At 45.5% G+C, this 24,929-nt stretch carries 24 protein-coding genes; 20 read left to right on the top strand and 4 right to left on the bottom strand.

The features are described from left to right. Positions 1-28: 28 nt before the first annotated feature. From H9625_RS11690 to H9625_RS11655, 8 genes are all read left to right on the top strand, one after another. The gene (locus H9625_RS11690; RefSeq protein ID WP_191764463.1) at positions 29-3,478 is read left to right on the top strand and encodes an AAA family ATPase; all 3,450 of its coding nucleotides are present in this window, start codon (positions 29-31) and stop codon (positions 3,476-3,478) included. A gap of 154 nt (positions 3,479-3,632) precedes the next feature. Continuing rightward, complete coding sequence (gene mce / locus H9625_RS11685) at positions 3,633-4,037, top strand: methylmalonyl-CoA epimerase (RefSeq protein WP_013618834.1); 405 nt, start codon at positions 3,633-3,635, stop codon at positions 4,035-4,037. 113 nt (positions 4,038-4,150) lie between these two features. Continuing rightward, entirely contained in the window at positions 4,151-5,704 is a 1,554-nt protein-coding gene (locus H9625_RS11680; RefSeq protein WP_191764462.1) for an acyl-CoA carboxylase subunit beta, read from the top strand. A 130-nt stretch (positions 5,705-5,834) separates the two neighbouring features. Further along, entirely contained in the window at positions 5,835-6,764 is a 930-nt protein-coding gene (locus H9625_RS11675) for an OadG family transporter subunit (RefSeq protein WP_191764460.1), read from the top strand. 21 nt (positions 6,765-6,785) lie between these two features. Beyond that, positions 6,786-7,214 (top strand): acetyl-CoA carboxylase biotin carboxyl carrier protein, encoded by a 429-nt coding sequence (locus H9625_RS11670; RefSeq protein ID WP_022039469.1) that lies wholly within the window; start codon positions 6,786-6,788, stop codon positions 7,212-7,214. A gap of 2 nt (positions 7,215-7,216) precedes the next feature. After that, positions 7,217-8,377, top strand: a complete 1,161-nt coding sequence (locus tag H9625_RS11665) for a sodium ion-translocating decarboxylase subunit beta (RefSeq protein WP_013618830.1) — start codon at positions 7,217-7,219, stop codon at positions 8,375-8,377. 230 nt (positions 8,378-8,607) lie between these two features. Beyond that, positions 8,608-8,862: a cyclomaltodextrinase C-terminal domain-containing protein gene (locus tag H9625_RS11660; protein WP_022039468.1), complete on the top strand. Its 255-nt coding sequence runs from the start codon at positions 8,608-8,610 to the stop codon at positions 8,860-8,862. 95 nt (positions 8,863-8,957) lie between these two features. Beyond that, positions 8,958-9,452 (top strand): GNAT family N-acetyltransferase, encoded by a 495-nt coding sequence (locus H9625_RS11655; protein ID WP_191764458.1) that lies wholly within the window; start codon positions 8,958-8,960, stop codon positions 9,450-9,452. 106 nt (positions 9,453-9,558) lie between these two features. Here H9625_RS11655 and H9625_RS11650 read toward each other — a convergent pair whose 3' ends face one another. The 3 genes from H9625_RS11650 to H9625_RS11640 form a co-directional block, all read right to left on the bottom strand. Further along, positions 9,559-10,071 carry an ECF transporter S component gene (locus H9625_RS11650; RefSeq protein ID WP_191764456.1) on the bottom strand — a complete coding sequence of 171 codons (513 nt, stop codon included), beginning with the start codon at positions 10,069-10,071 and terminating at the stop codon, positions 9,559-9,561. Positions 10,072-10,249: 178 nt separating this feature from the next. Continuing rightward, a complete protein-coding gene (locus tag H9625_RS11645) occupies positions 10,250-11,428 on the bottom strand; it encodes a MalY/PatB family protein (protein WP_191764454.1) in 1,179 nt (392 codons plus the stop codon). Positions 11,429-11,524: 96 nt separating this feature from the next. Beyond that, positions 11,525-12,088 (bottom strand): DapH/DapD/GlmU-related protein, encoded by a 564-nt coding sequence (locus tag H9625_RS11640; protein ID WP_022039464.1) that lies wholly within the window; start codon positions 12,086-12,088, stop codon positions 11,525-11,527. A gap of 162 nt (positions 12,089-12,250) precedes the next feature. Between H9625_RS11640 and H9625_RS11635 the strand changes: the two genes are divergently transcribed. The 5 genes from H9625_RS11635 (at position 12,251) to bla (ending at position 16,144) form a co-directional block, all read left to right on the top strand. Continuing rightward, positions 12,251-13,627 (top strand): NAD(P)/FAD-dependent oxidoreductase, encoded by a 1,377-nt coding sequence (locus H9625_RS11635; RefSeq protein WP_022039463.1) that lies wholly within the window; start codon positions 12,251-12,253, stop codon positions 13,625-13,627. Between the two features lie 188 nt (positions 13,628-13,815). Further along, a complete protein-coding gene (locus H9625_RS11630; RefSeq protein WP_022039462.1) occupies positions 13,816-14,292 on the top strand; it encodes a GNAT family N-acetyltransferase in 477 nt (158 codons plus the stop codon). A 10-nt stretch (positions 14,293-14,302) separates the two neighbouring features. Next, on the top strand, positions 14,303-14,683 hold the full coding sequence (locus H9625_RS11625) for a hypothetical protein (RefSeq protein ID WP_191764452.1): 381 nt from the start codon (positions 14,303-14,305) through the stop codon (positions 14,681-14,683). Then, positions 14,680-15,228 carry a hypothetical protein gene (locus H9625_RS11620; RefSeq protein WP_087207809.1) on the top strand — a complete coding sequence of 183 codons (549 nt, stop codon included), beginning with the start codon at positions 14,680-14,682 and terminating at the stop codon, positions 15,226-15,228. Before H9625_RS11625 ends, H9625_RS11620 begins: the two co-directional genes overlap by 4 nt. A gap of 34 nt (positions 15,229-15,262) precedes the next feature. After that, complete coding sequence (bla, locus tag H9625_RS11615) at positions 15,263-16,144, top strand: class A beta-lactamase (RefSeq protein WP_191764450.1); 882 nt, start codon at positions 15,263-15,265, stop codon at positions 16,142-16,144. Here bla and H9625_RS11610 read toward each other — a convergent pair. Further along, a complete protein-coding gene (locus H9625_RS11610; RefSeq protein ID WP_191764467.1) occupies positions 16,115-17,065 on the bottom strand; it encodes a DMT family transporter in 951 nt (316 codons plus the stop codon). The genes bla and H9625_RS11610 overlap by 30 nt on opposite strands. 122 nt (positions 17,066-17,187) lie before the next feature. Between H9625_RS11610 and H9625_RS11605 the strand changes: the two genes are divergently transcribed. The 7 genes from H9625_RS11605 (at position 17,188) to H9625_RS11575 (ending at position 24,414) form a co-directional block, all read left to right on the top strand. Next, positions 17,188-17,613 (top strand): PaaI family thioesterase, encoded by a 426-nt coding sequence (locus H9625_RS11605; RefSeq protein ID WP_087207811.1) that lies wholly within the window; start codon positions 17,188-17,190, stop codon positions 17,611-17,613. Beyond that, on the top strand, positions 17,610-18,749 hold the full coding sequence (locus H9625_RS11600; RefSeq protein WP_191764449.1) for an isochorismate synthase: 1,140 nt from the start codon (positions 17,610-17,612) through the stop codon (positions 18,747-18,749). Before H9625_RS11605 ends, H9625_RS11600 begins: the two co-directional genes overlap by 4 nt. Before the next feature lie 364 nt (positions 18,750-19,113). After that, entirely contained in the window at positions 19,114-20,760 is a 1,647-nt protein-coding gene (menD, locus tag H9625_RS11595; protein WP_191764447.1) for a 2-succinyl-5-enolpyruvyl-6-hydroxy-3-cyclohexene-1-carboxylic-acid synthase, read from the top strand. 12 nt (positions 20,761-20,772) lie between these two features. Then, positions 20,773-21,594 carry a 1,4-dihydroxy-2-naphthoyl-CoA synthase gene (gene menB, locus H9625_RS11590; RefSeq protein WP_022039454.1) on the top strand — a complete coding sequence of 274 codons (822 nt, stop codon included), beginning with the start codon at positions 20,773-20,775 and terminating at the stop codon, positions 21,592-21,594. Positions 21,595-21,613: 19 nt separating this feature from the next. Then, the gene (locus tag H9625_RS11585) at positions 21,614-22,696 is read left to right on the top strand and encodes an o-succinylbenzoate synthase (protein WP_087207816.1); all 1,083 of its coding nucleotides are present in this window, start codon (positions 21,614-21,616) and stop codon (positions 22,694-22,696) included. Further along, positions 22,693-23,835 (top strand): AMP-binding protein, encoded by a 1,143-nt coding sequence (locus H9625_RS11580; protein WP_191764445.1) that lies wholly within the window; start codon positions 22,693-22,695, stop codon positions 23,833-23,835. The genes H9625_RS11585 and H9625_RS11580 overlap by 4 nt, the downstream gene beginning before the upstream one ends. Positions 23,836-23,841: 6 nt before the next feature. Then, entirely contained in the window at positions 23,842-24,414 is a 573-nt protein-coding gene (locus tag H9625_RS11575; RefSeq protein ID WP_022039451.1) for a helix-turn-helix domain-containing protein, read from the top strand. Positions 24,415-24,929: the final 515 nt, after the last annotated feature.

The raw sequence follows: 24,929 nt of genomic DNA, 5'->3' as shown, positions 1-24,929 counted from the left end.
AGACTAAAAACTTGATAATCAATTAATCATGAAAATAAAAGAACTACATATCAGGAACATTGCTTCCATAGAGAAAGGTGACATTGATTTTGAAAACGGGTTACGTGATGCCATAAGTGGCGAAACCGCCCCGCTTTTTCTTATCAGCGGAGATACCGGTGCCGGAAAAACTGTAATACTGGATTGTATCTCAATGGCTTTATACAAGAAAACTCCCCGCATAGACGGAGTGGCCAACGCTATGAGAAATGATTATGTCAATGCCGAAGGAGAAACCCTGCGGGTAGCCAGCATCGAGCAATATACCCGCTTAGGAATATCCGAACGTGAAGAATGTTACAGCGAAGTGATATTCGAAGGAAACGATGGAATGAACTACCATGCACGGCTTTCCCTTGGCATGCAGCGAAGCCGTAAACAGCTGAAGCATCGACAGCCTAAATGGGAAGTTAAAAAAGGAGACAACGACTGGATATCCGGCAATACAGAAGTAGCCAACACCATTTTACAGGCAGTAGGACTTACCTTCGAACAATTCGGACGCATGGCCATGCTGGCACAAGGACAATTCGCAACATTCCTTACCGGTAACAAATCCGAACGTGAAGCCATCTTGGAACAACTGACAAATACCGAACGTTTCTCAAAATACGGTGCCGCTATCAAAAACCTCTTCGACAAAGCCCAGGCTATCTACAAGCAAACTCAAACTGAATATGAAACAGAAAAAACACATATTTTAGACAAAGAAGAAAAAGAAAAACTGCTTGCCGAACAATCCAATATAAACACTCAAAAACAGACACTGGAAACAAAAATCCGACTAAACGAACAGCAACTCACTTTAGTCAATACCATCAATCAATGCCGCAAAAACCAAACGTTAGCTCAAGAAGAACTGGAGCAACTGCAAAAACGCTTACAAGGGGAAGAATACAAAGCAGACATGAAACTGGTCAAAAACTGGGACAACACCACTGCCCAACGCCAGACACTCGTCAAAATGCAAGAAGCAAAAGTCAAAAGGGAACAATCGTTTTCCCAAGAACCCATGTGCCAACAAATGTTCAACCGACTTTCCGCCGATTTTGCCCAACGCAACCATGACATGTCCCAACTATCCGACAAAACCGAAAAGTTACACCAATGGATAACGGCACATCAAAGTCAAGAAGAAGTGTATAGCAAAACCGGAGAAATCATTCAAAAGATACGACAATATGAAGACACCAACAAAGAAATACAAACCATCGCCAGACAGATAGAAACTGAAACCGCCCGGACAACGACCTTAAAAAACATTGTAGAAAAGACCGCACAGGCAGCAGCAAATACAGATAACGCAATAGCTGACATACAAAAAAACATAGAGACCTTAAGCAAACAGCGTGAAATGCTGAACCCGGTTTTGATAAACCAAAACCTTGAACAGGCAAACATGAGAAATACCAGGTTGAAACAGCTTCAGCAAACCCTACAGAACATGGAGACTGATACAAACAATCTGGAAAAACTTGATAAAGAAATTAAAGGACAAACCGAAAAACTGACTATTTTCCATCAAGCAGTCCAAAAAGCCGAAGAAGCCTATCTGGCTGCTAAAGAAAAAGACGAAAAAGCCAATAACCTGCTCCACACCATGCAAACCAGTCTGGAAGAACACCTTGTCACGTTACGCAAACGTCTCATTGCTGAGCAGGCAGACATCTGTCCCTTGTGTGGACAACACATCAATCACATATATCTTGACGAAGACTTCAAAGCCGTGCTTACCCCTCTTGAAAAAGAGAAAAACATTACAGAGGAAAACCTGTTGAAAGCTACCACAGCATATGATGAAGCAAAAAAAAGATACAACACAGCATCTGGCATGCTCGAAACCCAAAGACACATACTGGCTGAGCAAAAGAATAAAGCCGATGCTACCAAAAAACAGGCACTGACCGTGGCAAAACAATCGGGTCTGGATATAACGAAACCCATAGCACAACAGGTCAACATAGCCATAAACGAAATCGGACAGATCCTCCACCAACTCAAACTGCAACAAAAAGATGCCGAAGAATTACAAAACAAGATTAATCTGTTGCTGAATGAGAAGAAGAAGCTTGAAATCCAAAAAACAACAGCCGATAAAGCCAAAGTCCAGGCAGACAAAGATTTTTATGCCAACGAGCAACATATACATCAATTACACGAACAAAAGAAAGCTGGAGAACGGACCGCAATCAACCTCTTCACTGACTTGAACGCAATATTGGCAAACTGGATGCCCGGTTGGCAACAAGACACCTACAGCACCAAAAATATTCTTTGCCGTGATGCTAACGAATACGCAGATATGAAAAAAAAGTTTGATACAGCTGCACAACAATTACAAACAGCAAAGGCTACAGCAGTCTCCATCGGAAACACAAGAGACAAAATCCTCCATTTACATGCCGGATGGGACACTTCAGCCTCTCCTGCTACTTATCCATGCAGTGACATCAATGATGAATGGACCAGGCTTTATATTGAAATTAATACAATAGCCAAAGACACGTGTGAGTGTACTGCCATTATCACAGCTTGCGAAACCACACTGGGTATATATTACAAGACATCAGGCACAGCCGAATCTGATCTTATTGCCCTCGTTGGAAAAGAAAAAGAAATACCAGAGGCACGCCAACGTATCAATGACCTCCAGGCAAGTATCACCTCACGACGTGATGCCATTGCCACAATGCAAAGGCAACAAACTGAAGCTATGGAAAAGCTAGGTATCTGTGAAGGACAAGATATCCCAGACCTTACACTGCTACAGGAAGAAAAAAACATACTTGCACTTACCCGTGACCAGCTTGTAAGTGAACAGGCAACTATCTGCAGTAAACTGGAAGAAGACAAACGCAACGAAGATAACTTCAAAAAGATAACAGCAAGACTGGAAGCTGTAAAAAAGAATTTTACAAAATGGGACCGGCTAAATTCCCGCTTTGGAGGAACTCGTTTCCGCACACTCGTACAATCCTATATCCTGCGGCCGTTACTCAACAATGCAAACATCTATCTCGCACAGATTACCGACCGTTACAAGCTGACATGCAGCGAAGAAAACGAACAGCTTTCCATTTTAGTCTTAGACTGTTACAACAAAAACCAAGTGCGCAGCGTAACAGTGCTTTCGGGAGGCGAACGCTTCATGATTTCATTGGCATTATCGCTAGCACTCTCGTCGTTGAACCGTCCGGACATGAATATAGACATTCTGTTTATTGATGAGGGCTTCGGCACACTTGATGAAAAAAGTTTAGACTCTGTCATGTCTACCCTTGAACGACTACAGGAAATTGCAGGACAAAACGGGCGACGTGTCGGCATCATATCGCATCGTGAAGAGTTAGATGAAAGAATCAATGTACAAATCCGTGTCATAAAAAAAGGAGAAGGACGCAGCCGCATCGAATTGAAAGGAACAATGCCTGTCAAGTAAATATCACCATCTGTATGCCGTGAGAAAAACCAGACATGCATCTTTTCTGAAAATAAATCGAAGAAAGATTTCGTTTTTCAGCACATTTTTCTTTTCTTTGTGCAATCAATGCGAATAAATTAAAGAATTTAATACTTTATAAAAAACAACATTTATGAAAATTTCCCACATCGAACACTTGGGCATTGCTGTAAAAAGCATCGAAGAAGCCCTTCCGTATTACGAAAAAGTTCTCGGACTGACCTGCTACAACATAGAGACTGTAGAAGACCAAAAAGTAAAGACCGCTTTCTTGAAATGCGGAGACACCAAAATCGAATTGTTGGAACCGACTAGTCCCGACAGTACCATCGCCAGTTTTATTGAAAAGCGAGGCATGGGCATCCATCACCTTGCATTCGCCATCGAAGACGGAGTGGCCAACGCCTTGGCAGAAGCCGAAGGAGCGGGCATACGACTGATTGACAAGGCACCTCGCAAAGGGGCGGAAAACCTGCAGATTGCTTTCCTGCATCCGAAATCGACGATGGGTGTACTGACTGAATTGTGTGAAAAATAATATTATAGGTACTAGTTGACTAGGTACTAGGCGACTAGGTTCTGAATACATCAGTAAAACAATTTAAAACCTAGCTCCTAGACAACTAAAATCAAACACTAAAACTTAATGCCATGAGTAACCAACTTGAAAAAGTAAAAGAACTGATCGAGCTGCGTGCCCAAGCCCGTTTGGGAGGCGGCGAGAAAGCGATTGAGAAACAACACGCAAAAGGGAAATATACAGCACGCGAACGCATCTCCATGCTACTTGACGAAGGCAGTTTTGAAGAAATGGATATGTTTGTAAAACACCGTTGTACCAACTTCGGCATGGAGAAAAAGCAATACTTGGGCGACGGGGTCGTAACAGGCTATGGAACCATTGAGGGAAGACTGGTATACGTCTTTGCACAAGACTTTACCGTATCCGCCGGCTCTTTGTCGGAAACCATGTCGCAAAAGATTTGCAAGGTGATGGACATGGCGATGAAGATGGGCGCACCCGTTATCGGACTGAACGACTCGGGCGGCGCACGTATCCAGGAAGGTATCAACGCGCTGGCAGGATATGCCGAGATATTCCAGCGCAACATCCTGGCATCGGGCGTGATTCCGCAAATCTCCGGCATTTTCGGTCCCTGTGCGGGAGGAGCCGTTTACTCTCCGGCCCTGACCGACTTCACCTTAATGATGGAAGGCACTTCGTATATGTTCCTCACCGGACCGAAAGTAGTAAAGACCGTTACCGGTGAAGACGTGACACAAGAAAACCTGGGAGGAGCAAGCGTGCACTCTACCCGCTCGGGAGTGACCCACTTTACCGCCGCTACCGAAGAAGAAGGGTTAGCCTTAATCCGCAAACTCTTGAGCTACATTCCGCAAAACAACCTTGAAGAACCACCTTATATGGATTGTACCGACCCGATAGACCGGTTGGAAGATTCACTGAATGAAATCGTCCCCGACAGCCCCAACAAGCCGTATGATATGTATGAGGTAATCGGTGCCATCGTTGACAACGGCGAGTTTCTGGAAGTACAACCAGACTTCGCAAAGAACATCATCATCGGTTTCGCCCGCTTCAACGGACAGTCGGTAGGTATCGTAGCCAACCAGCCAAAGTTCCTGGCAGGTGTATTAGACTGCAATTCTTCCCGCAAAGGCGCCCGTTTCGTCCGCTTCTGCGACGCTTTCAATATTCCTATCGTATCGTTGGTCGACGTTCCGGGATTCCTTCCGGGAACGGGGCAAGAATACAATGCCGTCATCCTGCACGGTGCCAAGCTGTTGTATGCATACGGCGAAGCCACAGTGCCTAAAGTAACCGTCACCCTGCGCAAGTCGTATGGAGGTTCGCACATCGTGATGAGTTGCAAGCAGTTGCGTGGCGACATGAACTATGCATGGCCTACTGCCGAAATCGCCGTAATGGGTGGAGCCGGAGCCGTAGAAGTGCTCTATGCCAAAGAAGCCAAGGAAGCAGCCGACCCGAAAGCGTTCATGGCGGAAAAGGAAGCCGAATACACCAAGCTGTTCGCCAACCCGTATAATGCGGCGAAGTATGGCTACATTGATGATGTGATAGAACCGCGTAACACCCGCTTCCGCATCATCCGCGCCCTGCAACAATTGCAGACCAAAAAACAAACCAATCCGGCAAAGAAACACGGGAACATTCCTTTGTAAATGAGTTTATAAGTTTTTGAGCTTTTAAGTTTTTGAGTTTCTCAACTTACAAACTTAAAAACTTAAAGACTCAAGAACTTACAAACCCAAGAACTTAAGAACTTAAAAACTCAAAAAAACGCGTTTAATTATGAATAAATATATAGCCGGAATATTTTTCGCATCCGCCCTGCTAGGAGCATTCTGTTCGTGCACCACGCCGGAAGCCAAGAGTAAAATCGTCATCAACGAAGTGCTGGTAGACAATCAGGAAAACTTTCAGGACGATTATGGCGTACATAGCGGATGGGTGGAAATATTCAACACATCTTATAATAGTGTCAACCTGGCCGGATGCTACCTGAAAGTGAGCAGCGAACCGGGCGACACGGTTTCTTATTTCATTCCGAAAGGCGATGTCCTGACCGCCATCAGCCCCCGCCAGCACGCCCTCTTTTGGGCAGACGGAGCACCGCGCCGAGGCACTTTCCATACCAATTTCGTATTAAGTAAAACCAAAGACAACTGGGTAGGATTATACGATTCTGGACGGAAACTGTTGGATGAAGTGGTCGTTCCTGCCGGTGTCTTGAAGACAGACCAATCGTACGCAAGGGTCAGCGACGGCTCGGACGAATGGGAAGTAAAAGACGACAGCGAAACCAAATACGTCACTCCCAGCACGAACAACCAGACGCTGGAAGGGAACCCGAAGATGGACAAGTTCGAACAGCACGACTCGGCAGGATTCGGCATGACCATCACCGCCATGAGCGTAGTCTTCATCGGGCTTATCCTGCTGTACGTCAGCTTCCGGATTATCGGGAAAATCGCCGTCAAGCTGCGCAAGCGCAACGCCATGAAGGCACACAACATCACCGACAAGCAGGAAGCCAAGGAACGCCGGCTGGGCGAAGCGCCGGGCGACGTGATAGCCGCCATTGCCATGGCGCTGCATGAAGCGCAGGGAAGCGACCACGACGTGGAAGAAACCATCCTGACCATCAGCCGTGTGAAACGGAGCTACTCGCCGTGGAGCTCGAAGATTTATACACTGCGCGAAAATCCTCACAAGAAATAACCCTCTAACGAATAGATAACCATGAAAGAATATAGATACAAAATCAACGGAAACTTATACAAAGTGACCGTAGGAGACATCGAAGAAAACAACGTACACGTAGAAGTAAACGGTACGCCCTACACCGTAGAACTGGAGAAGCCTGCAACCCCGAAAATCAAGCCGGTCATCCGCACGGCTTCCACCACGCCTGCCGCTCCTCCTCCTGCCGTAACCCGCCCCACAGTGTCGCAAGGCAAGTCGGGCATAAAATCTCCGCTGCCCGGAGTCATCCTCGATATCAAGGTAAAGGAAGGCGACACGGTGAAACGCGGACAGACCCTGCTGATACTGGAAGCCATGAAAATGGAAAACGACATCAAGTCGGACCGCGACGGCAAAGTGACTGCCATCAACGTGAGCAAAGGAGAATCTATTCTTGAAGGTACAGACCTTATAATCATCGAATAACTATGGGAGAATTCATCAATTTCTTACAGAGCAACCTGGCGGATTTCTGGACGTATACCGGCTTCTACAATGCCACTTACCAGCATTTCATCATGATAGCCGTCGGTATATTCTTCATTTATCTTGCCGTGGCAAAGGAATTCGAGCCGATGCTGCTGATTCCTATCGGATTCGGTATGCTGATAGGCAACATTCCGTTCAATATGGAAGCCGGACTGCAAGTCGGCATCTACGAACAGGGTTCGGTACTCAACATCTTATACCAAGGCGTGACATCGGGCTGGTATCCGCCGCTCATTTTCCTCGGCATCGGCGCCATGACCGACTTCTCGGCACTGATTTCCAATCCGAAGCTGATGCTTATCGGGGCGGCAGCCCAATTCGGTATCTTCGGTGCCTACATGATTGCCCTCGAATGGGGATTCGACCCCATGCAGGCAGCCGCTATCGGCATCATCGGTGGCGCAGACGGCCCCACTGCCATCTTCCTTTCATCGAAGCTGGCGCCCAACCTGATGGGAGCCATCGCCGTGTCTGCCTACTCCTACATGGCACTGGTGCCGGTTATCCAACCGCCCATCATGCGCCTGCTCACCACCAAGAAAGAGCGTCTCATCCGCATGAAAGCCCCGCGTGCCGTGTCGCATACCGAAAAGGTCCTGTTCCCGATTATGGGTCTGCTGCTGACCTGCTTCCTGGTGCCTTCGGGTCTTCCCCTGCTGGGCATGCTCTTCTTCGGCAACCTGCTGAAGGAAAGCGGCGTGACACGCCGTCTGGCAGAAACTGCACGCGGACCGCTGATTGATACCATCACCATCTTGCTGGGACTGACCGTAGGTGCCTCTACGCAGGCTTCGGAATTCATCACCTGGGATTCACTGAAGATTTTCGGGCTGGGTGCCTTGTCCTTCGTGATAGCCACCGCATCGGGAGTGCTCTTCGTCAAGATATTCAACCTGGTATTGAAGAAAGACAACAAGATTAATCCGCTTATCGGAAATGCCGGCGTATCTGCCGTGCCCGACTCGGCACGCATCTCGCAAATCGTAGGCGCAGAATACGACCCGACCAATTACCTGCTGATGCACGCCATGGGTCCGAACGTAGCCGGCGTCATCGGTTCTGCCGTAGCGGCAGGTATCTTGCTGGGATTCTTAATATAAATGAAGTAACGAAGTATCAGTTGACAAGGAGACAAGGCTTTAGAAAACATTCCATTCGAAAAACTATTTAAAATCTTGTCCACCTTGTCAACTGAGACCTCGTCACCTTGTCAAAAACTTGATTTATATCATAAAAACCGCATAAAACCTGCAATTTTAACCCTTTTCTTTCCGCTTGTTTAGAATGAAAACTCTACCTTTGGAGTGCAAAACTAAAACTAAACAAGAATATGTCAGAAAACAAAACTGTAAAGTATCACATTCCCGAACAAGGAATCTACGTGTACGCCCGTACCAGTGAAGGCAAAACAGAAATGATTATCTTGAATAGTACTAACAAAGAGCAAGTTCTGCCGTGCCAACACTACAATGCTTTAACTCGCGATTCTAAAGGAGGAACAATCCTCACTTCCGGTAAAAAAGTGGATTTCACTAAAAATCTTATCATACCAGCAAATCAATCGCTAATTATTGAGTTCAAGTAAAGGACGTTAAAGCTTATTTATTACATACCAACAAAAAAGGTGGAGCATCAGTTTTGTTTCACCTTTTTTGTATTTTACTAAAGCCACTTTACAATATGATACAGACCATACGCCCCGCCATCTTTACCGATATAGACCGCCTGATGAAAATATTTGATACAGCCAGGCACTTTATGACGAGTACCGGAAATCCCAACCAATGGATAAACGGATATCCGCAACGTGAACTGGTTGCTGAAGAAATCAACCAAGGTAATTGTTATGTTTGTGAAAACGAAGAGAATGTCCTTGTCGGTACTTTCTGTTTTGTTCCCAGTCCGGACCCCAACTATGCACATATCGAAAACGGGAAGTGGCTGAATGACGAACCTTACTATGTCATCCATCGTCTGGCATCCGATGGCAGCGAAAAAGGTATCTTTTCCGCCTGCCTTGACTGGTGTACCGCCCGTGCATCCCAACTACGTGCCGACACTCATGCCGACAATAAAGTGATGCAACATCTGTTGGAAAAGCACGGTTTTGTTCGTTGTGGCATTATTTATGTATCCAATGGTACACCACGTATTGCCTACCAACGGAAAGGGTAATTAATGTGCTAATGTAATAATATGAAAATGTGCCAATGTGAAAATGAATTAGCACACTAACTCATTATTACATTAGCACATTTTCATATTTGCACATTATTAAAAATCACTTCTGAATCAGATAACGGATGAAAGCATAACCTCCGAATACTTGCAACAACATGCCCGGAATACCTATACGGAAATCCTGAACGGCAGCATAAAAGCCATCGGCAAAGAATGCCCATTCGCCTAACGTACCTACCACCTGATAGAATAAAACTACAGCCAATAGAGCCAGAACCGATACTTTCTGGAAACGATGAGCCATGAATCCGGCACCTACAGCCAGCAAGACAGATTTCAGCAAAATGGCAGGAAGTACCGCAAGAGCAGGCATACCGAACAATGCCGAATTAATCAATGGCGAAGCGATAGCGGTAAGCAAACCTACCTTCCATCCATATTTATATGCCCCTACCAAGGTAAAGAAATAAATCGGCAACCACGTCATTCCTCCTTGTGGAGCCAAATGAAAAAGCTGAGGCAAAGCAATATTGCCTGCCACGAAAAGCAAAGCCGCAAGATACGTCTTCGAATTCGAATACGATAACGAATAAAGTTTTACTAGAGATTCCATAACACTTTAATTTTAATAATTAAATAAATATTCAGGTTTAGAATGTCCGTAATCAGCCTCCCATAATGATGTGCCAAATGAATATATACTTACTTTGCCATTGCAGTTATCTGAAATGGCTTATGAAGTTATCTTCGTTTTCTGTAGGCATGGTATAGCTGAATATGGACATCCATTTTCAGTCTTTCTTCAACTTCTTTTCTACAAAACAGCTAAAACGCCGCAACCCTTCTTCTACCCTGCTGCGCGGACAAGCCAAGTTCCAACGCATAAAGCCTTCACCCGATTCTCCGTACATCGTACCGGCATTGAGCCACAGCTTTTCCTCGTCCAACAACTGCGTTTCTATTTCTTCTGCATTCAGTGCAAGCACTGAGCAATCCATCCATGCTAAATACGTCCCTTCCAGTTTTATCAACGGGAACTGTGGAAGACGCTCGTTACAGAAATGCTGCATATACTGATAATTGCCTGCAATGTATGCATTCAACTGTTTCAACCATTCAGCTCCTTCTTCACTATAGGCAGCTATCAACGCCGCTACTCCGAACGGATTTACATCACATACCTCATTAATATTGATAGCACGGTCTACTTTCTTACGAAGCTCTTCACTCCACAATACAATGTTGGCAATTTGCAAACCAGCCAGATTGAATGCCTTACTGGGAGATATGCAGGTAGCCGAATGTTGCAGGAATTTCTCGCCCAATGACGCGAAAGGCGTATAGACATATCCCGGCATGACCAGTTCGCAATGTATTTCGTCAGCCACAACAAACACATCGTGACGGAAGCAGATCTCTCCCATACAGCGCAACTCTTCGGGTGTCCATACCCGCCCGGCAGGATTATGCGGATTACATAACAGAAAAAGTTTAACCTTCGGGTCGGAAACCTTTTCTTCCAAGTCGGCATAATCAACACGGTATGTATCTCCTTCACGCAACAAAGGACTTGTCACGATTTCACACCCATTGTTGCGAATGGAAGAAAAGAAACAATTGTATACAGGTGTCTGTACCACGACTTTATCTCCCGGACAAGTCATTGCCTTGATAATGGCAGACAATGCTGGAACGACCCCGATGGTATATTGTATCCATTCACGGTCAATGCTCCATCCATGTTGCCTGGAAAACCAACGGATAATGGCTTCGTAATATGTATCAGGCACCTTTGTATAGCCGAAAATACCGTGCGCCACCCGCTTTTGCAATGCTTCGATAATAACTGGAACCGTCTGGAAATCCATATCAGCCACCCACATTGGAAGCACATCCTCTCCAACAGCCGAATCCCACTTATATGAACCGGTATGACGGCGGTCGGTTAATTCATCGAAATTGTATTTCATTGTCTTCAGTTGTTTTTTCAGTTACAAAGATAGGCAGTTCCATCCATATCCTTGTATCCTGTTTACAGATAATACTACCTATTTTACATAAATTTATCAGTCTATCCTGCGAATCACTTTCGCCGGCACTCCACCAACAATAGTATTGGCTGGTACATCCTTGGTCACCACTGCACCGGCAGCCACGACCGCATTGTCACCGATAGTCACCCCCTGCAAAATCGTGGCATTCGAACCTACCCACACATTCTTACCCAACACGATAGAGGCAGGATAAGTGTTTTTCCTGTCTGTCGGAGCAATGCCATGATTCAGTGTAGCAAATACCACATTATGCCCTATCTGACATCCATCGCCCAACGTTACGCCACCATGATCCTGAAAATGGCAACAGGCATTGATAAACACATGTTTGCCGATAGTTATATTTTTCCCGAAATCAGTATAAAAAGGAGGAAATACCCGTAAAGTCGGATCGACAGGTTTTCCAAACAGCTCGGATAATAATGCCCGTACTTCGTCAGGCGTATGATAAGCTGCATTCAGACGAAAGGTCACTTTACGCGCTTCGTCACTCATTTCATCCATAAAGCGGCCGATTTCTTCCGTTGCCAATGCTTTACCGGTCTTTACATAAGCCAAAAAGTCTTCCAATTCCATAAGTTTACCTATATTTTGTTCTACAAATGCAAAAGTAATGAAATATCAAATACCGGATTGTATACGAATTACAGAAATTTTTCTCTAATTTACCGCCAAACATATGTTTAAATCCTGATAAAGTTGTAACTTTGCACCAGCTTTACACAAAAACAAAATGATATGAGTTTCAACATTGAAAGAGAAAAAGGTAAAAAGAGAGTTGTCATTGTAGGAGGAGGATTTGGAGGCCTCAAACTAGCAGACAAGTTGTCTAAATCCAATTTCCAGGTAATCCTGATTGACAAAAACAATTATCACCAGTTTCCGCCACTCATTTACCAGGTGGCATCTGCCGGCATTGAGCCGAGTTCTATCTCGTTTCCTTTCCGGAAAATATTCGGGAAAAAATCTCATGTAAATTACCGTATGGCGGAAGCCCGTCTGATTTTTCCTGAAAAGAACATCCTGCAGACTTCCATCGGTAAAGTAGAATACGATTACTTGATTCTGGCAGCTGGAACCACTTCCAACTTCTTCGGGAACCAGAACATTGAAAAAGAGGCCATTCCGATGAAGACTCTACAAGAAGCAATGGGATTACGCAATGCCCTACTGGGCAACTTTGAACGAAGCGTGACTTGCGCTACCGAACAAGAACGCAGAGAATTGTTGAATATCGTTATTGTCGGTGGAGGAGCTACCGGTGTGGAAATAGCCGGAGCATTGGCTGAAATGAAACGGTATGTGCTTCCGAAAGACTATCCGGACATGAACGAAAACCTGCTGCAAATCTATTTGATAGAGGCAGGAAGCCGCCTGCTGTCGGGTATGGCTCCCGTATCTTCGCAAAAATCGGCAGAATTCTTGCGTGAAATGGGCATCAACGTATGGCTGGACAAAAAAGTGCTGGACTACCGCGACCACAAGGTTATTCTGGAAGATGGGACACAAATACCTACCCGTACTTTCATTTGGGTAAGTGGTGTACGTGCCAATGCTATCGGCAATATGCCATCCAGTTCCATCGGACGCGGAGGACGCATCAAAGTAAATCAATATAATAAAGTTGACGGTTTCGACAACATATTCTGCATCGGCGACCAATGTATCATGAACGGCGACAAGGACTATCCTTACGGACATCCGCAACTTGCACAAGTAGCCATCCAACAAGGAAGCCTGCTGGCTGAAAACCTGATTCGCCTGCAGAAAGGAAAAGCCATGAAGCCTTTCCATTACCGCAACCTGGGAAGCATGGCTACCGTAGGCCGCAACAAGGCTGTAGCCGAATTCAGTTCCCTGAAGACCCAAGGTTGGATAGCCTGGTTCTTGTGGCTGGTAGTCCACCTGCGTTCCATCTTAGGAGTACGAAACAAAATCAATGTCCTGCTCAACTGGATGTGGAGCTACATGACCTATGACCATTCACTCCGCCTGATTCTTTATCCGCGCAAAGCTCAAGAAGTCATTGAGCGTGAAAAACGTGAAGCCGAGACCCACTGGGGAGAAGACGAAATGCAACAAAACGCAACTGACGAAAAAAGCCAGTCCAAATAATAAACCAAGGTACAGGAATCAAATATTGATACCCCAACCATTAAACTTGAAACAGACTTGTCTTTCCAAACAGGGAAACCTCGGAAACGACGAGCCTGTTTCGGATAATTATTTATCTTTACACAGTCAGGAACCGATACACTTTATCAGCCAGACATCCTCAAACATTATCCTATATAGTTGAATGCATGAAAACAACTTACCCAACCCGAACAGTCACGATAAACGACATAGACGAACTGCGCAATCTGTTCCGCTCTACAATACAGGCCGTAAACATTCAGAATTACACACCTGCAGAAATAGAAGACTGGGCATCATGCGGTGACAGTACAATCCACTGGAAAAATCTGCTATCCACACTCTATTTCCTTGCAGCATTAGATAGTGAAGGACGTATCATTGGCTTCGCTTCTATTCGGGCTGATGGCTATCTGCACTCAATGTTTGTTCACAAGGATTGGCAAAGAAAAGGCATAGCATCCCAGCTCCTGTCAGAAATAGAAGCCTATGCATGCCGTTTCGGTATAACACAAATCACGTCAGAAGTCAGCATTACGGCACGTCCTTTTTTTGAAAAACAAGGCTATAGTGTGGAAAAAAGCCAAAAGAAACGTGCCAAACGGTTGGAAATGATAAACTATGTAATGAAAAAAGAACTATAAAGACCTCTATATGAGAATTTTAAGATCATTGCTTGTTTGGCTTTGCTTCATTCCTGCCGCCATTCTCAATGGTGATGTACGGCAGTATTGCCTGCATCCCTTGTTGCATCAATGGGCCTTGCCCGTAAGCGGTGTTCTGTTAAGCGGACTTATCATTCTCTTGACATGGCTACTATTACCTCGCGTTGGCATATTGAATCAAAAAGAACGTTATGCCATTGCTTGCCTATGGACGGTCTTGACTATCACTTTCGAATTTATATTCGGAACAAGTACCGGACAAACTTTCCATGAATTGGTATCGGCATACAATCCGATGACAGGTAATTTATGGATACTTGTCGTACTGAGTACTGCCCTTTCACCTGTTATCATAAAAAAAAGTATATGAATTACACCTTAACCATCCTCCGGCAAAGGCTTTCCGGCAAAATTCATGAAAATGATATCCTGGAAATCTGCCATGCCACCCAAGGTACAGATGGCAATGCAGCAAAACTTACACTTTACCGTCTCTTGTTCGACAACAATAAACGGATAGCCGAAAATGCTGCATGGATATTTACACACTTCGATTTACATAATAACGAATGGCTGTATGACAAACAGAATGAACTAATAAACGAAACACTGCATACTGCCAGCAATACAAAACGCCGTCTACTGCTGACGTTGCTGCTGCGACAACCCTTTCCTCCCGAAAACCTCCGCACTGATTTCCTTGATTTCTGTTTCTCGCAGATGCTTAGTCCCCAAACAGCCATCAGTATCAAATCTCTGTGCATGAAACTGACCTATGAACAGTGTAAACATTTTCCGGAATTACGAACAGAATTACGTACGACACTGGAAATGATGGAACCAGACTTTTTACCTGCCGGAGTACGTACTTCACGGAAGAACCTGTTGAAGATACTGCAAAAAGAAAGCAACTGACAAAATTTTCACCCAAATTCGAACTTTACAAATAATGAAACTACTCCTTTTTATTATACTCTATACCTTTTGCACATTATCCTCGCAAGCCACTCATCCACTGCAAGAACAAATCCAACAAATCACAGCAAACACAGATGCACACGTGGGTGTAGCACTCATTATCGATGGAAAAGACACCATAACAATAAACAACGATGACCGCTATCCGCTAATGAGCGTAATGAAATACCATCAGGCACTCGCCGTGGCACATTACCTGGACAAGCACCACCTGCCCCTTTCTACCTCTGTCTTCATCCGCAAAGAAGACTTACGACCCGATACTTACAGCCCGTTGCGCGACCGTTATCCGGAAGGGAACATCAGTTTGCCAATCAGCGAATTGCTCACTTATACCCTCCAGTTGAGCGATAACAATGCCTGCGACATTCTGTTCGACTACATAGGCGGTACGGAAGAAACAGACAAGTATCTCCGCACTATCGGATGCGACCAGTTCGCCGTTACAGCCACCGAAGACGACATGCACAAAAATCTGGCTCTATGTTATAATAACTGGAGCACACCACTCTCTACCGCCCGGCTGATGGACAGATTGGCTGCCGAAACTTTGCCGATTGATACCTCATATACCCACTTTATCCGCGAAACCTTACTTGACTGCCAGACAGGAAAGGCACGTCTGCCCTTCCCTTTACAAGGCACCGAAACACGTATCGGACATAAAACCGGCACCTCCGACCAAAACGAACAAGGCGAATGGATAGGAATCAACGATGCCGGTTTCATCCTGCTTCCCAACGGCAAAAGATATACCCTTGTCGTATTCGTGAAGCATTCCAAGCTAAGTTTCGAAGCTACTGAGAGAGTGATAGCCGATATATCAGCGGTTGTCTTCCGTACCCTTCACTGACGCCTCATGAGCCTCCAGCTCGGCACGCGAACGGCTCATTGTCACCAAATAGACACCGCCGAATATCAATAAGATGGAAACTCCTTTTACCCAGTTGAAAGAATCCATTCCCCAGCAAATTGCCACGATGCATGCTACAACAGGCTGTACATAATTGTACATGCCTGCCACTGTAGGACGCAGGTTCTTCTGTCCCACTACCACCAGGATGTAACATAAGAATGTACTCCCTACCACGATGAAGGCAAGCGAACCGATTTCCATCAAGCTCAGCCCAGCCCAGCCCGCGGCAAGCAAATCATTGTACGAAAACGGAAGCAGACAGATGAAAGCATACGTAAACATCCATTTCATCAGCGTGAAAACCGAATACTTGCCTACGAAATTCTTGAACAGCACCAAATATAATGCATAACTCAACTGTGCCATCAATACCAGCAAATCACCCCAGATGCTCTTGTCGCCCGATACAGTTGAAGACGTCCCTGCATGTGAACTGCCCATGATTAGCAACAACGCTCCTGTAGCACCGAAAGCAATACCCAGCACCTTTTTCCCTGTAATCGGCTCTTTCAGAAAAATAGCAGCAAGCACCATCGCCCACAGCGGCATGCTGGTAGTGATAATGGAAGCATCGGCAGGCGAAGTAAGCCCTACCCCGAAGATGAAACATCCTTGATTGAACACAATGGCAAGCAACGAAGCCACAAACAGCTTTGCCAAATCCTTATGTCCCACATGCTCCGGTTTGCGAAAAAATGAAACAATCCAAAACAATACCATCGCGCCAAACACGCGCAAGTCTGTCACGACCAACGGTGTAACCAGTCCACCCAACATAACAAGTTTTGCCAGTGGCGACATCAGCCCCCACATGGTATTGGCACAAAGCATCGCTCCGTGTCCTTTTAGTTTTTGCATTTCCATAACAACATCTTATTAAATCGGATGCAAAAATACATCAGAATTTGAATCGAAAGATAGAAAATACCACAAAATAAATGTACCTTTGCATGGTTATTAATTAAAAATACAGGAAGAATATGCAAATAGAACCTGGCAAACCATACGAACTAAAAGAATCCATAGGAAGATTCTTAGGCATCAAACTGGTGGAAATGAAAGACGGACATGTAAAAGCAACCATGCCCGTAAACGACAATACAGCACGTCCTTGCACCCCTGTCGACATACTGAACGGAGGAGCATCACTGGCTTTCGCTGAAATCGTCAGCGGATATGGTTCGATACACTTGTGCGCTGAAGACGAAGAGCCGGTAGGCATACAGGTCAGCGCCAACCATGTAAGCATGACTCCCGTAGGAGAAGGACGTTACGTGGAAGCTCATGCGAACATTGTACACCGGGGACGCACACAGCATGTATGGAACGTGGACATCATCACTCCCGAGGGCAAACTGGTGTCTACCGCACGTGTTGTCAATCTTATCATAAAGAAACGGCCATGAACCAACCTTCCATTTACATACACAAACTGATAGACAACCTGACACGAAGCACGGTAAACTTTGCCCTCTACCGTCAACCGTGGACTGATATGCCTATATTGGTATTGCAAGAAAGCGGAAACACACAAATCATTGACAGCCTGACTGATTTGAACGGACAACGCGGTTTTCTGTTGGCTCCTTTCCGCCGTACAGAGCAACATCCCATTGTTTTGATTCGCCCAACTCATGTTGAACATGATTGGGAAGCTATCAGCGAAACATTAACCCGTTTGGTGCAGGATCGAACAGACCTCATTCCTACCCAGACCGAATTGCCGTTTTCTAAAACAGCATCTTTCATCACCCAGGAAGCTTCAGATAAAGAATGGGAAAATTATCGTCAAGCATTCGAACGATTCATTGCTCCCTTACAGCAAAAGCAGTTCCAAAAACTGGTATTGTCACGCCGTACTTTTCTGGAATTGCCTGACGGCTTTTCGCCTCTCACCTCTTTTATCAATGCTTGCAATAATTATCCACGCATGATGATTTCCCTTTGCCATACCCCTGAAACTGGTACCTGGCTAGGAAGTACTCCGGAAATCATCCTTAGCGGACATGGTACCCAATGGCATACAGTCTCCCTTGCTGGCACTATGCCCATGCAAGGAGATGTCATACCGACCGACTGGAGTGATAAGAATATACGCGAACAAGCTTTTGTTAGTGACTACATACGTCGTACCATAAAACAGTTTGGAAATAAAATCACTGAAAAAGGTCCTTATCCAGCACGGGCTGGTCAACTGGTGCATTTAAAAACTGATTTCAATTTCATTCTGAAAGATGCCTCACAAGTAGGAAATATCTTGTACGAACTACATCCGACACCGGCAGTATGTGGACTCCCTAAAAACGAAACATACGAATTCATCAACGAAAACGAAGGATACGACCGACGTTATTATGCCGGAATTATCGGTTGGCTTGACCCGGAAGAAGACACTTCACTTTACGTCAATCTGCGCTGTATGAATATTGAAGGTAAAAGAAGTACGCTATATGCCGGAGGAGGTATCCTATCCTCATCCACGCTAGAGTCTGAATGGGAAGAAACACGACAAAAATTAAATACCATGCTAAGTATACTATAATAAAAGAGAAGAAGATGAATAAAAACAGGCTATTGGATATCATAACAAATCGGGTTTTAAACACATCTGCACATTAATAATATTATTAATAATAATGAATATCCGCAATTAGCCAAGCCACTGAATTGCAAACGCAGTAACACTACATTTGCCGATAAAGTATATATCCGTAGGCGGATGCAGTATATATTCAACCGCAGTTGCAGTATATATTCATTGTTTCAGGGGTATGTATTGGCTGTTGGTGGACATGCATTTAATAATAAATACGAACGTACGTATAAATCTGCAACCGCACATATAATTTGCATAAAAAAACAGTTGTAGGAAAGCGCACAAAAAGCTATTTGACAAAATAAAAAGCATGTATACTCATAAGAAAAATATATTACAGCTAGCTGCCTTGCTTCGTGCACATGGCATCCGAAGAATTGTACTTTGCCCGGGAAGCCGAGACATCCCGCTGGTACAAACATTCGCCCACATCCCCGATTTTGTATGTTACCCAATGACCGACGAACGAAGTGCCGGCTTCTTTGCCATTGGCCTGGCACTTCACGACAATACGACCGTTGCCGTATGCTGCACATCCGGAAGTGCTTTGCTCAACCTGCATCCAGCAATATCTGAAGCTTATTACCAGCAAGTACCTTTGGTGGTAATCTCCGCCGATCGTCCAGCTGCTTGGATTGGACAAATGGACGGACAAACCTTGCCTCAACCTGGAGTATTCGGCACGCTGGTTAAGAAATCGGTCAACCTACCCGATATTCAGACAGATGAAGACGAATGGTTCTGCAACCGCCTCATCAACGAAGCTTTACTGGAAACCTGCCATCACGGCAAAGGACCGGTTCATATCAACGTGCCTGTCAGCGAACCATTCTTCCAGTTTCCCGTTACTCAATTGCCTGATGTGCGTGTCATTTCCCGCTATCAGGGTTGGAACAATCAGCTTGCCGACCGTCTCCGGCAATACACCAGACGTATGGTGGTGGCAGGACAGATGAACCGTCGACAAACATTTACCCCCGAACAATATACCACATTATATAAGCATTTCGCTTGGATTGTCGAAAACATCAACAATCCCACCCTGCCCGAACAGGCCATCACACATATCGACCAACTGCTCTATTCAATGGATAACAGCGCACAAGAAACTATGTGTCCCGAATTACTGATTACCTATGGAGGGCATATCATCTCGAAGCGTCTGAAAAAATTCTTACGTCAGCATCCGCCTATGGAGCATTGGCACATAAGTGCTGACGGAAATATAGTCGACCTGTTCGGCTCGCTCAGCACGGTTATCGAAATAGAACCGCACGCATTCTGGCAACAAGTGGTACAGCTACAAAACCTTCCCGGCTCTGATTATCCGCAGACGTGGAGAGCAAAAGTACAGAACCTCGGTCACGCCATTTTCGCCTATTCGCAAATGAAAGCCATCGGCGAGGTTATCCGCAGGCTTCCTAACCCTTGCACACTCCATTTAGCCAACAGCTCGACAGTGCGTTACGCCCAACTGTTCGATTTGCCCACAGGCGTAGAAGTACAGTCGAATCGGGGTGTAAACGGTATCGAAGGTTCTTTATCAACGGCAATCGGATACGCTAGTGTTTCAAACCAGCTGAACTTTATCCTGATAGGCGACCTAAGTTTCTTTTACGATATGAATGCCTTGTGGAATCCGAACTACCGGAACAACGTGCGCATCTTATTGCTGAACAACGAAGGAGGCGAAATCTTCCACGCCCTGCCTGGGCTTTCCTTGGACGAGCACACACACCACTTTGTCATCGGCACACACCATGCATCCGGCAAAGCATGGGCAGAAGACAGGGGATTCGATTACTTATGCACCCACAACGATACCGAGTTGCAGACTGCATTAGACGTATTTACACAACCTAACCCCACTCCTCACCCACTGTTACTGGAAGTATTTACCGACAAGACCCGCGATACAGATTTATTAAAAGCATATTATCACAAACTGAAACAATAAAACATACGAATTATGGCACAAAGAGAATGGAAAACCATCAAGGAATACAACGATATTCTTTTCGACTTCTACAACGGCATCGCAAAAATCACTATCAATCGCCCCAGATATCGCAATGCATTTACTCCTGATACGACCAACGAAATCAGTAATGCATTGGTCTACTGCCGCGAATGCTCCGACATCCGCGTAGTCGTACTTACCGGAGCTGGTGATAAAGCATTTTGCTCGGGTGGCGACATGCACGTGAAAGGACACGGAGGTTATGTAGGCAGCGATGGAGTACCCCGTCTGAATATCCTTGACGTACAGAAGCAAATCCGCTCCATCCCGAAACCTGTCATTGCCATGGTAAACGGATACGCCATTGGAGGCGGACATGTGCTCCACGTAGTATGCGACTTGAGCATTGCCTCCGAAAACGCAATCTTCGGACAAACCGGTCCACGCGTAGGTAGTTTCGATGCCGGATTCGGCTCTTCTTATCTGGCACGTGTGGTCGGACAAAAGAAAGCGCGCGAAATATGGTTCCTCTGCCGCCAGTATTCAGCTCAAGAAGCATTGGAAATGGGATTAGTCAACAAAGTCGTACCATTCGACCGTCTGGAAGACGAGGTGGTGGAATGGGCAGAAACCATCATGCAGCACAGCCCACTTGCCATTCGGATGATAAAAGCAGGACTGAATGCCGAACTCGACGGACAATCCGGCATTCAGGAACTGGCCGGCGACGCGACAATGCTTTACTATATGACCGAGGAAGCGCAGGAAGGAGGAAAGGCCTTCTTGGAAAAGCGCAAACCCGACTGGTCTAAATACCCGAAACTGCCATAATTATTAAAACACCTCGCTTATGTACACCATAAAAATCATCCCCCGCACTTTGCATTTCAAACAACCTGCCGGGACTTCACGCGGTGTGTACCGCACCCGTAACGTCTGGTACCTGATATTGAAAGATTCAGAGACCGGTAAATACGGCATCGGAGAATGTGCTCCACTGCCAGCACTGAGTTGTGATGACATACCCGATTATGAGGACGTACTGACCTGCCATTGCCTGCAAACGGCCGAGCACGGCATCATCGACTACGAGGCTCTGCGCACTTATCCGTCCATGCTGTTCGGACTGGAAACCGCATTCCGCCACTTACAAGCAGGCTGTCTGCAGTTCTGGGACACTCCTTTTACTAAAGGTAAAGAAGGTATTCCCATCAATGGACTCATCTGGATGGGAAACTTCAATGAGATGTATCATCGTATCGAAGAAAAAATGCATGCAGGATTCCGATGCATCAAGGTAAAAATCGGGGCTATTGATTTCGAACAAGAACTGGAACTGTTGGCTCACATCCGCCGTTACTTCTCACCCGAAGAAATCGAACTGCGGGTAGATGCCAACGGTGCCTTTTCGCCTGATGAAGCTCCAGCCAAACTGGAACAGCTCAGCCATTTCCACTTGCATTCCATCGAACAGCCCATCCGTGCCGGACAATGGGACACACTGGCGAAGCTATGCCAGAACACTCCCATACCAATAGCACTTGATGAAGAATTAATCGGTATAAACCTTCCAGAACAAAAGGCCGAACTGCTTGACCAAATCCGCCCGCAATACATCATCCTAAAGCCGTCACTGCATGGAGGCATGAACGGCTCGGAAGAATGGATACGATTGGCACAAGAAAGAGGAATCGGTTCGTGGGTAACTTCAGCACTCGAATCAAATGTCGGACTGAATAGTATTGCGCAATGGTGTGCTACCATGCATCCTCAAATACCGCAAGGACTGGGCACAGGCATGCTATTCACAGACAACATTCCCTACCCACTTCGCATCAAAGGTGACTGTCTCTGGTATTTGCCCGAACAACCTGAGCCGGACTGGAATGCATACTTCAATTGGCAAGGAAACGAAAAAATATATAATTCATGAATGACTTCAATACAGAAATATCCCGACAAACCATAACCATCAACGGGAAAACCTATACTGCCGATGATGCACGAGCCACAGCCGGTTGCTTCAGCCGGCTGCAAATCCTTTTCCGCAAACCTGCGGAAAGCGACAATTTTCTGGCATCACTGGCCGATTTTCTAACCGAATGGTTCAACGATGAAGATACGGTCAGCGTACACACATCTGGCTCCACCGGCACCCCCAAAAAACTCTATGTGGAAAAACGACGCATGATGAAAAGTGCAATGCTGACGGTTTCGTTCCTCCGGCTCCACCATGGTGACACAGCCCTGCTTTGCATGCCACTGAAATACATTGCCGGAAAAATGGTCGTGGTACGTGCCTTGGTGGCCGGTCTTGACCTGATTCCAATCACTCCCTGCGGACATCCTTTCCAACAGCTGGATATTCACCCGACATTTGCCGCCCTGATTCCAATGCAAGTATTCAATTCATTGCAAGTTCCTGAAGAATGCGAACGGATGAAGGCTGTCGACCAACTCATCATCGGCGGAGGAGCCATAGACCCAACTATCGTGCAAGCCCTGCAAACCTTTCCCAATAATATATGGAGCACATATGGCATGACAGAAACCCTTTCACATATCGCACTACGAAAACTGAACGGCAAAGGAGCTTCGGAATGGTACACCCCACTCGAAAACGTCACACTTTCCCAGTCAGACGAAGGAACATTGGTTATTGATGCTCCTTGGGTCTGTCCGGAACGACTCACGACCAACGACATTGTTGTATTTAACGCATCCGGACAATTCCGTGTCATCGGCAGGAAAGACAATACCATCAACACGGGAGGAGTAAAAGTACAAATCGAACAGATAGAAGCAATCCTGCAACCTTTGCTTCCACTACCATTCATGGTAACCTCGGTACCCGATGTCAAGTTCGGCGAACGCATCGTGCTACTTGTACAAGCCTCTGGCACATCTCTGCCAGACAACGAACAAAAAAAGTTCGACAAGGCTTTCCAATATTTACCAGCTTACTGGGTACCAAAGCAAATCATACTCACCGACAAACTTCCATTGACAGAAACAGGGAAGCCTGACAGAGCAAAAGCCAAAAGAATAGCCAGTGACACCAACACACCATAAGTTTCTATGAACTGCCATACTACCATCCATATCAAAAATATGGTGTGCCGCCGGTGCATCATCATCGTGAACCAGATTTTCCAAAAGCACGGCTTCGAGCCTTCCAGCATCGAACTGGGTACGGTCATACTTGCGCAGCCGCTACCAAAGGAAACAGCCGGCATCATTCGCAAGGAATTGACAGACTGCGGATTCGAATGGATTGACGACAAGCGTACACGCATCATCGAACAAGTACGCACCGCCGTCATTCAATACGTACACCATGATGACCTCCCAGAACAGCAGAACCTGTCCGACTACATCAGCCGTCAATGCCACCGTGATTATAGCTCACTCAGCAAGCTGTTCACCGAAACCAACGGCATTACCATCGAAAAATACTACATTGCTCAAAAAATAGAACGTGTTAAAGAGCTTTTAGTGTACGATGAATTATCTATCAGCGAAATAGCAGACAAGCTACATTATTCCAGTTCAGCCCATCTCAGTTCTCAGTTCCGTTCCGTCACCGGACTTTCGCCCACCCAGTTCAAGCAATTAAAACATCCCAAGCTCAAACCACTGGATGAAGTGTGAATACATCAAAACAAGAAAACTTTTAATAAATGCCCGCAAACAGCCAATATATACCTCTGAAAAATGAATATATACTGCATCCGCGGTTGAATATATACTGCAACTGCGGTTGAATATATACTGCATTCGCCTACGGATATATACTGCATCAGCAAACGCAGTACTACTGCATTTTCAACTTAGCCGGATTGACAAATTACAGGACATTCATAAAACTTTCACAAGAATTTGAAACTCATTGAAAAAGACAGCGAGATACTGCTCTACCCAACAATATCTCGCTAAAATATAGAGCCTGTTACTTTTTTAAACAGGCTCATAAATTATCAAGAGATGACTATTTACGGAATATCCCTCTCCAAACGACTAAGAAGCTGTTTTGAATTTCTCCAAAAAGTTTTTCTTGGCTTGATGTATCCGTTTTCGTGTGTGCTTTGGACGATAAATTCAAAACAGCTTCTTCTATGTTGTAATCCAAATATCCAGAGAATTTTTTTATTTTATTAAAGGTTTTC

The sequence above is a fragment of the Phocaeicola intestinalis genome, from assembly GCF_014837065.1.
Lineage (GTDB): Bacteria > Bacteroidota > Bacteroidia > Bacteroidales > Bacteroidaceae > Phocaeicola > Phocaeicola intestinalis.
Note: the sequence above shows the minus strand (reverse complement) of the source record. Positions and strands in the feature narration are given on the sequence as shown.

Coding starts and splice junctions, on each gene's coding strand:
- H9625_RS11690 (WP_191764463.1), top strand. CDS start 29: ATGAAAATAAAAGAACTACATATCAGGAACATTGCTTCCATAGAGAAA.
- mce (WP_013618834.1), top strand. CDS start 3,633: ATGAAAATTTCCCACATCGAACACTTGGGCATTGCTGTAAAAAGCATC.
- H9625_RS11680 (WP_191764462.1), top strand. CDS start 4,151: ATGAGTAACCAACTTGAAAAAGTAAAAGAACTGATCGAGCTGCGTGCC.
- H9625_RS11675 (WP_191764460.1), top strand. CDS start 5,835: ATGAATAAATATATAGCCGGAATATTTTTCGCATCCGCCCTGCTAGGA.
- H9625_RS11670 (WP_022039469.1), top strand. CDS start 6,786: ATGAAAGAATATAGATACAAAATCAACGGAAACTTATACAAAGTGACC.
- H9625_RS11665 (WP_013618830.1), top strand. CDS start 7,217: ATGGGAGAATTCATCAATTTCTTACAGAGCAACCTGGCGGATTTCTGG.
- H9625_RS11660 (WP_022039468.1), top strand. CDS start 8,608: ATGTCAGAAAACAAAACTGTAAAGTATCACATTCCCGAACAAGGAATC.
- H9625_RS11655 (WP_191764458.1), top strand. CDS start 8,958: ATGATACAGACCATACGCCCCGCCATCTTTACCGATATAGACCGCCTG.
- H9625_RS11650 (WP_191764456.1), bottom strand. CDS start 10,071: ATGGAATCTCTAGTAAAACTTTATTCGTTATCGTATTCGAATTCGAAG.
- H9625_RS11645 (WP_191764454.1), bottom strand. CDS start 11,428: ATGAAATACAATTTCGATGAATTAACCGACCGCCGTCATACCGGTTCA.
- H9625_RS11640 (WP_022039464.1), bottom strand. CDS start 12,088: ATGGAATTGGAAGACTTTTTGGCTTATGTAAAGACCGGTAAAGCATTG.
- H9625_RS11635 (WP_022039463.1), top strand. CDS start 12,251: ATGAGTTTCAACATTGAAAGAGAAAAAGGTAAAAAGAGAGTTGTCATT.
- H9625_RS11630 (WP_022039462.1), top strand. CDS start 13,816: ATGAAAACAACTTACCCAACCCGAACAGTCACGATAAACGACATAGAC.
- H9625_RS11625 (WP_191764452.1), top strand. CDS start 14,303: ATGAGAATTTTAAGATCATTGCTTGTTTGGCTTTGCTTCATTCCTGCC.
- H9625_RS11620 (WP_087207809.1), top strand. CDS start 14,680: ATGAATTACACCTTAACCATCCTCCGGCAAAGGCTTTCCGGCAAAATT.
- bla (WP_191764450.1), top strand. CDS start 15,263: ATGAAACTACTCCTTTTTATTATACTCTATACCTTTTGCACATTATCC.
- H9625_RS11610 (WP_191764467.1), bottom strand. CDS start 17,065: ATGCAAAAACTAAAAGGACACGGAGCGATGCTTTGTGCCAATACCATG.
- H9625_RS11605 (WP_087207811.1), top strand. CDS start 17,188: ATGCAAATAGAACCTGGCAAACCATACGAACTAAAAGAATCCATAGGA.
- H9625_RS11600 (WP_191764449.1), top strand. CDS start 17,610: ATGAACCAACCTTCCATTTACATACACAAACTGATAGACAACCTGACA.
- menD (WP_191764447.1), top strand. CDS start 19,114: ATGTATACTCATAAGAAAAATATATTACAGCTAGCTGCCTTGCTTCGT.
- menB (WP_022039454.1), top strand. CDS start 20,773: ATGGCACAAAGAGAATGGAAAACCATCAAGGAATACAACGATATTCTT.
- H9625_RS11585 (WP_087207816.1), top strand. CDS start 21,614: ATGTACACCATAAAAATCATCCCCCGCACTTTGCATTTCAAACAACCT.
- H9625_RS11580 (WP_191764445.1), top strand. CDS start 22,693: ATGAATGACTTCAATACAGAAATATCCCGACAAACCATAACCATCAAC.
- H9625_RS11575 (WP_022039451.1), top strand. CDS start 23,842: ATGAACTGCCATACTACCATCCATATCAAAAATATGGTGTGCCGCCGG.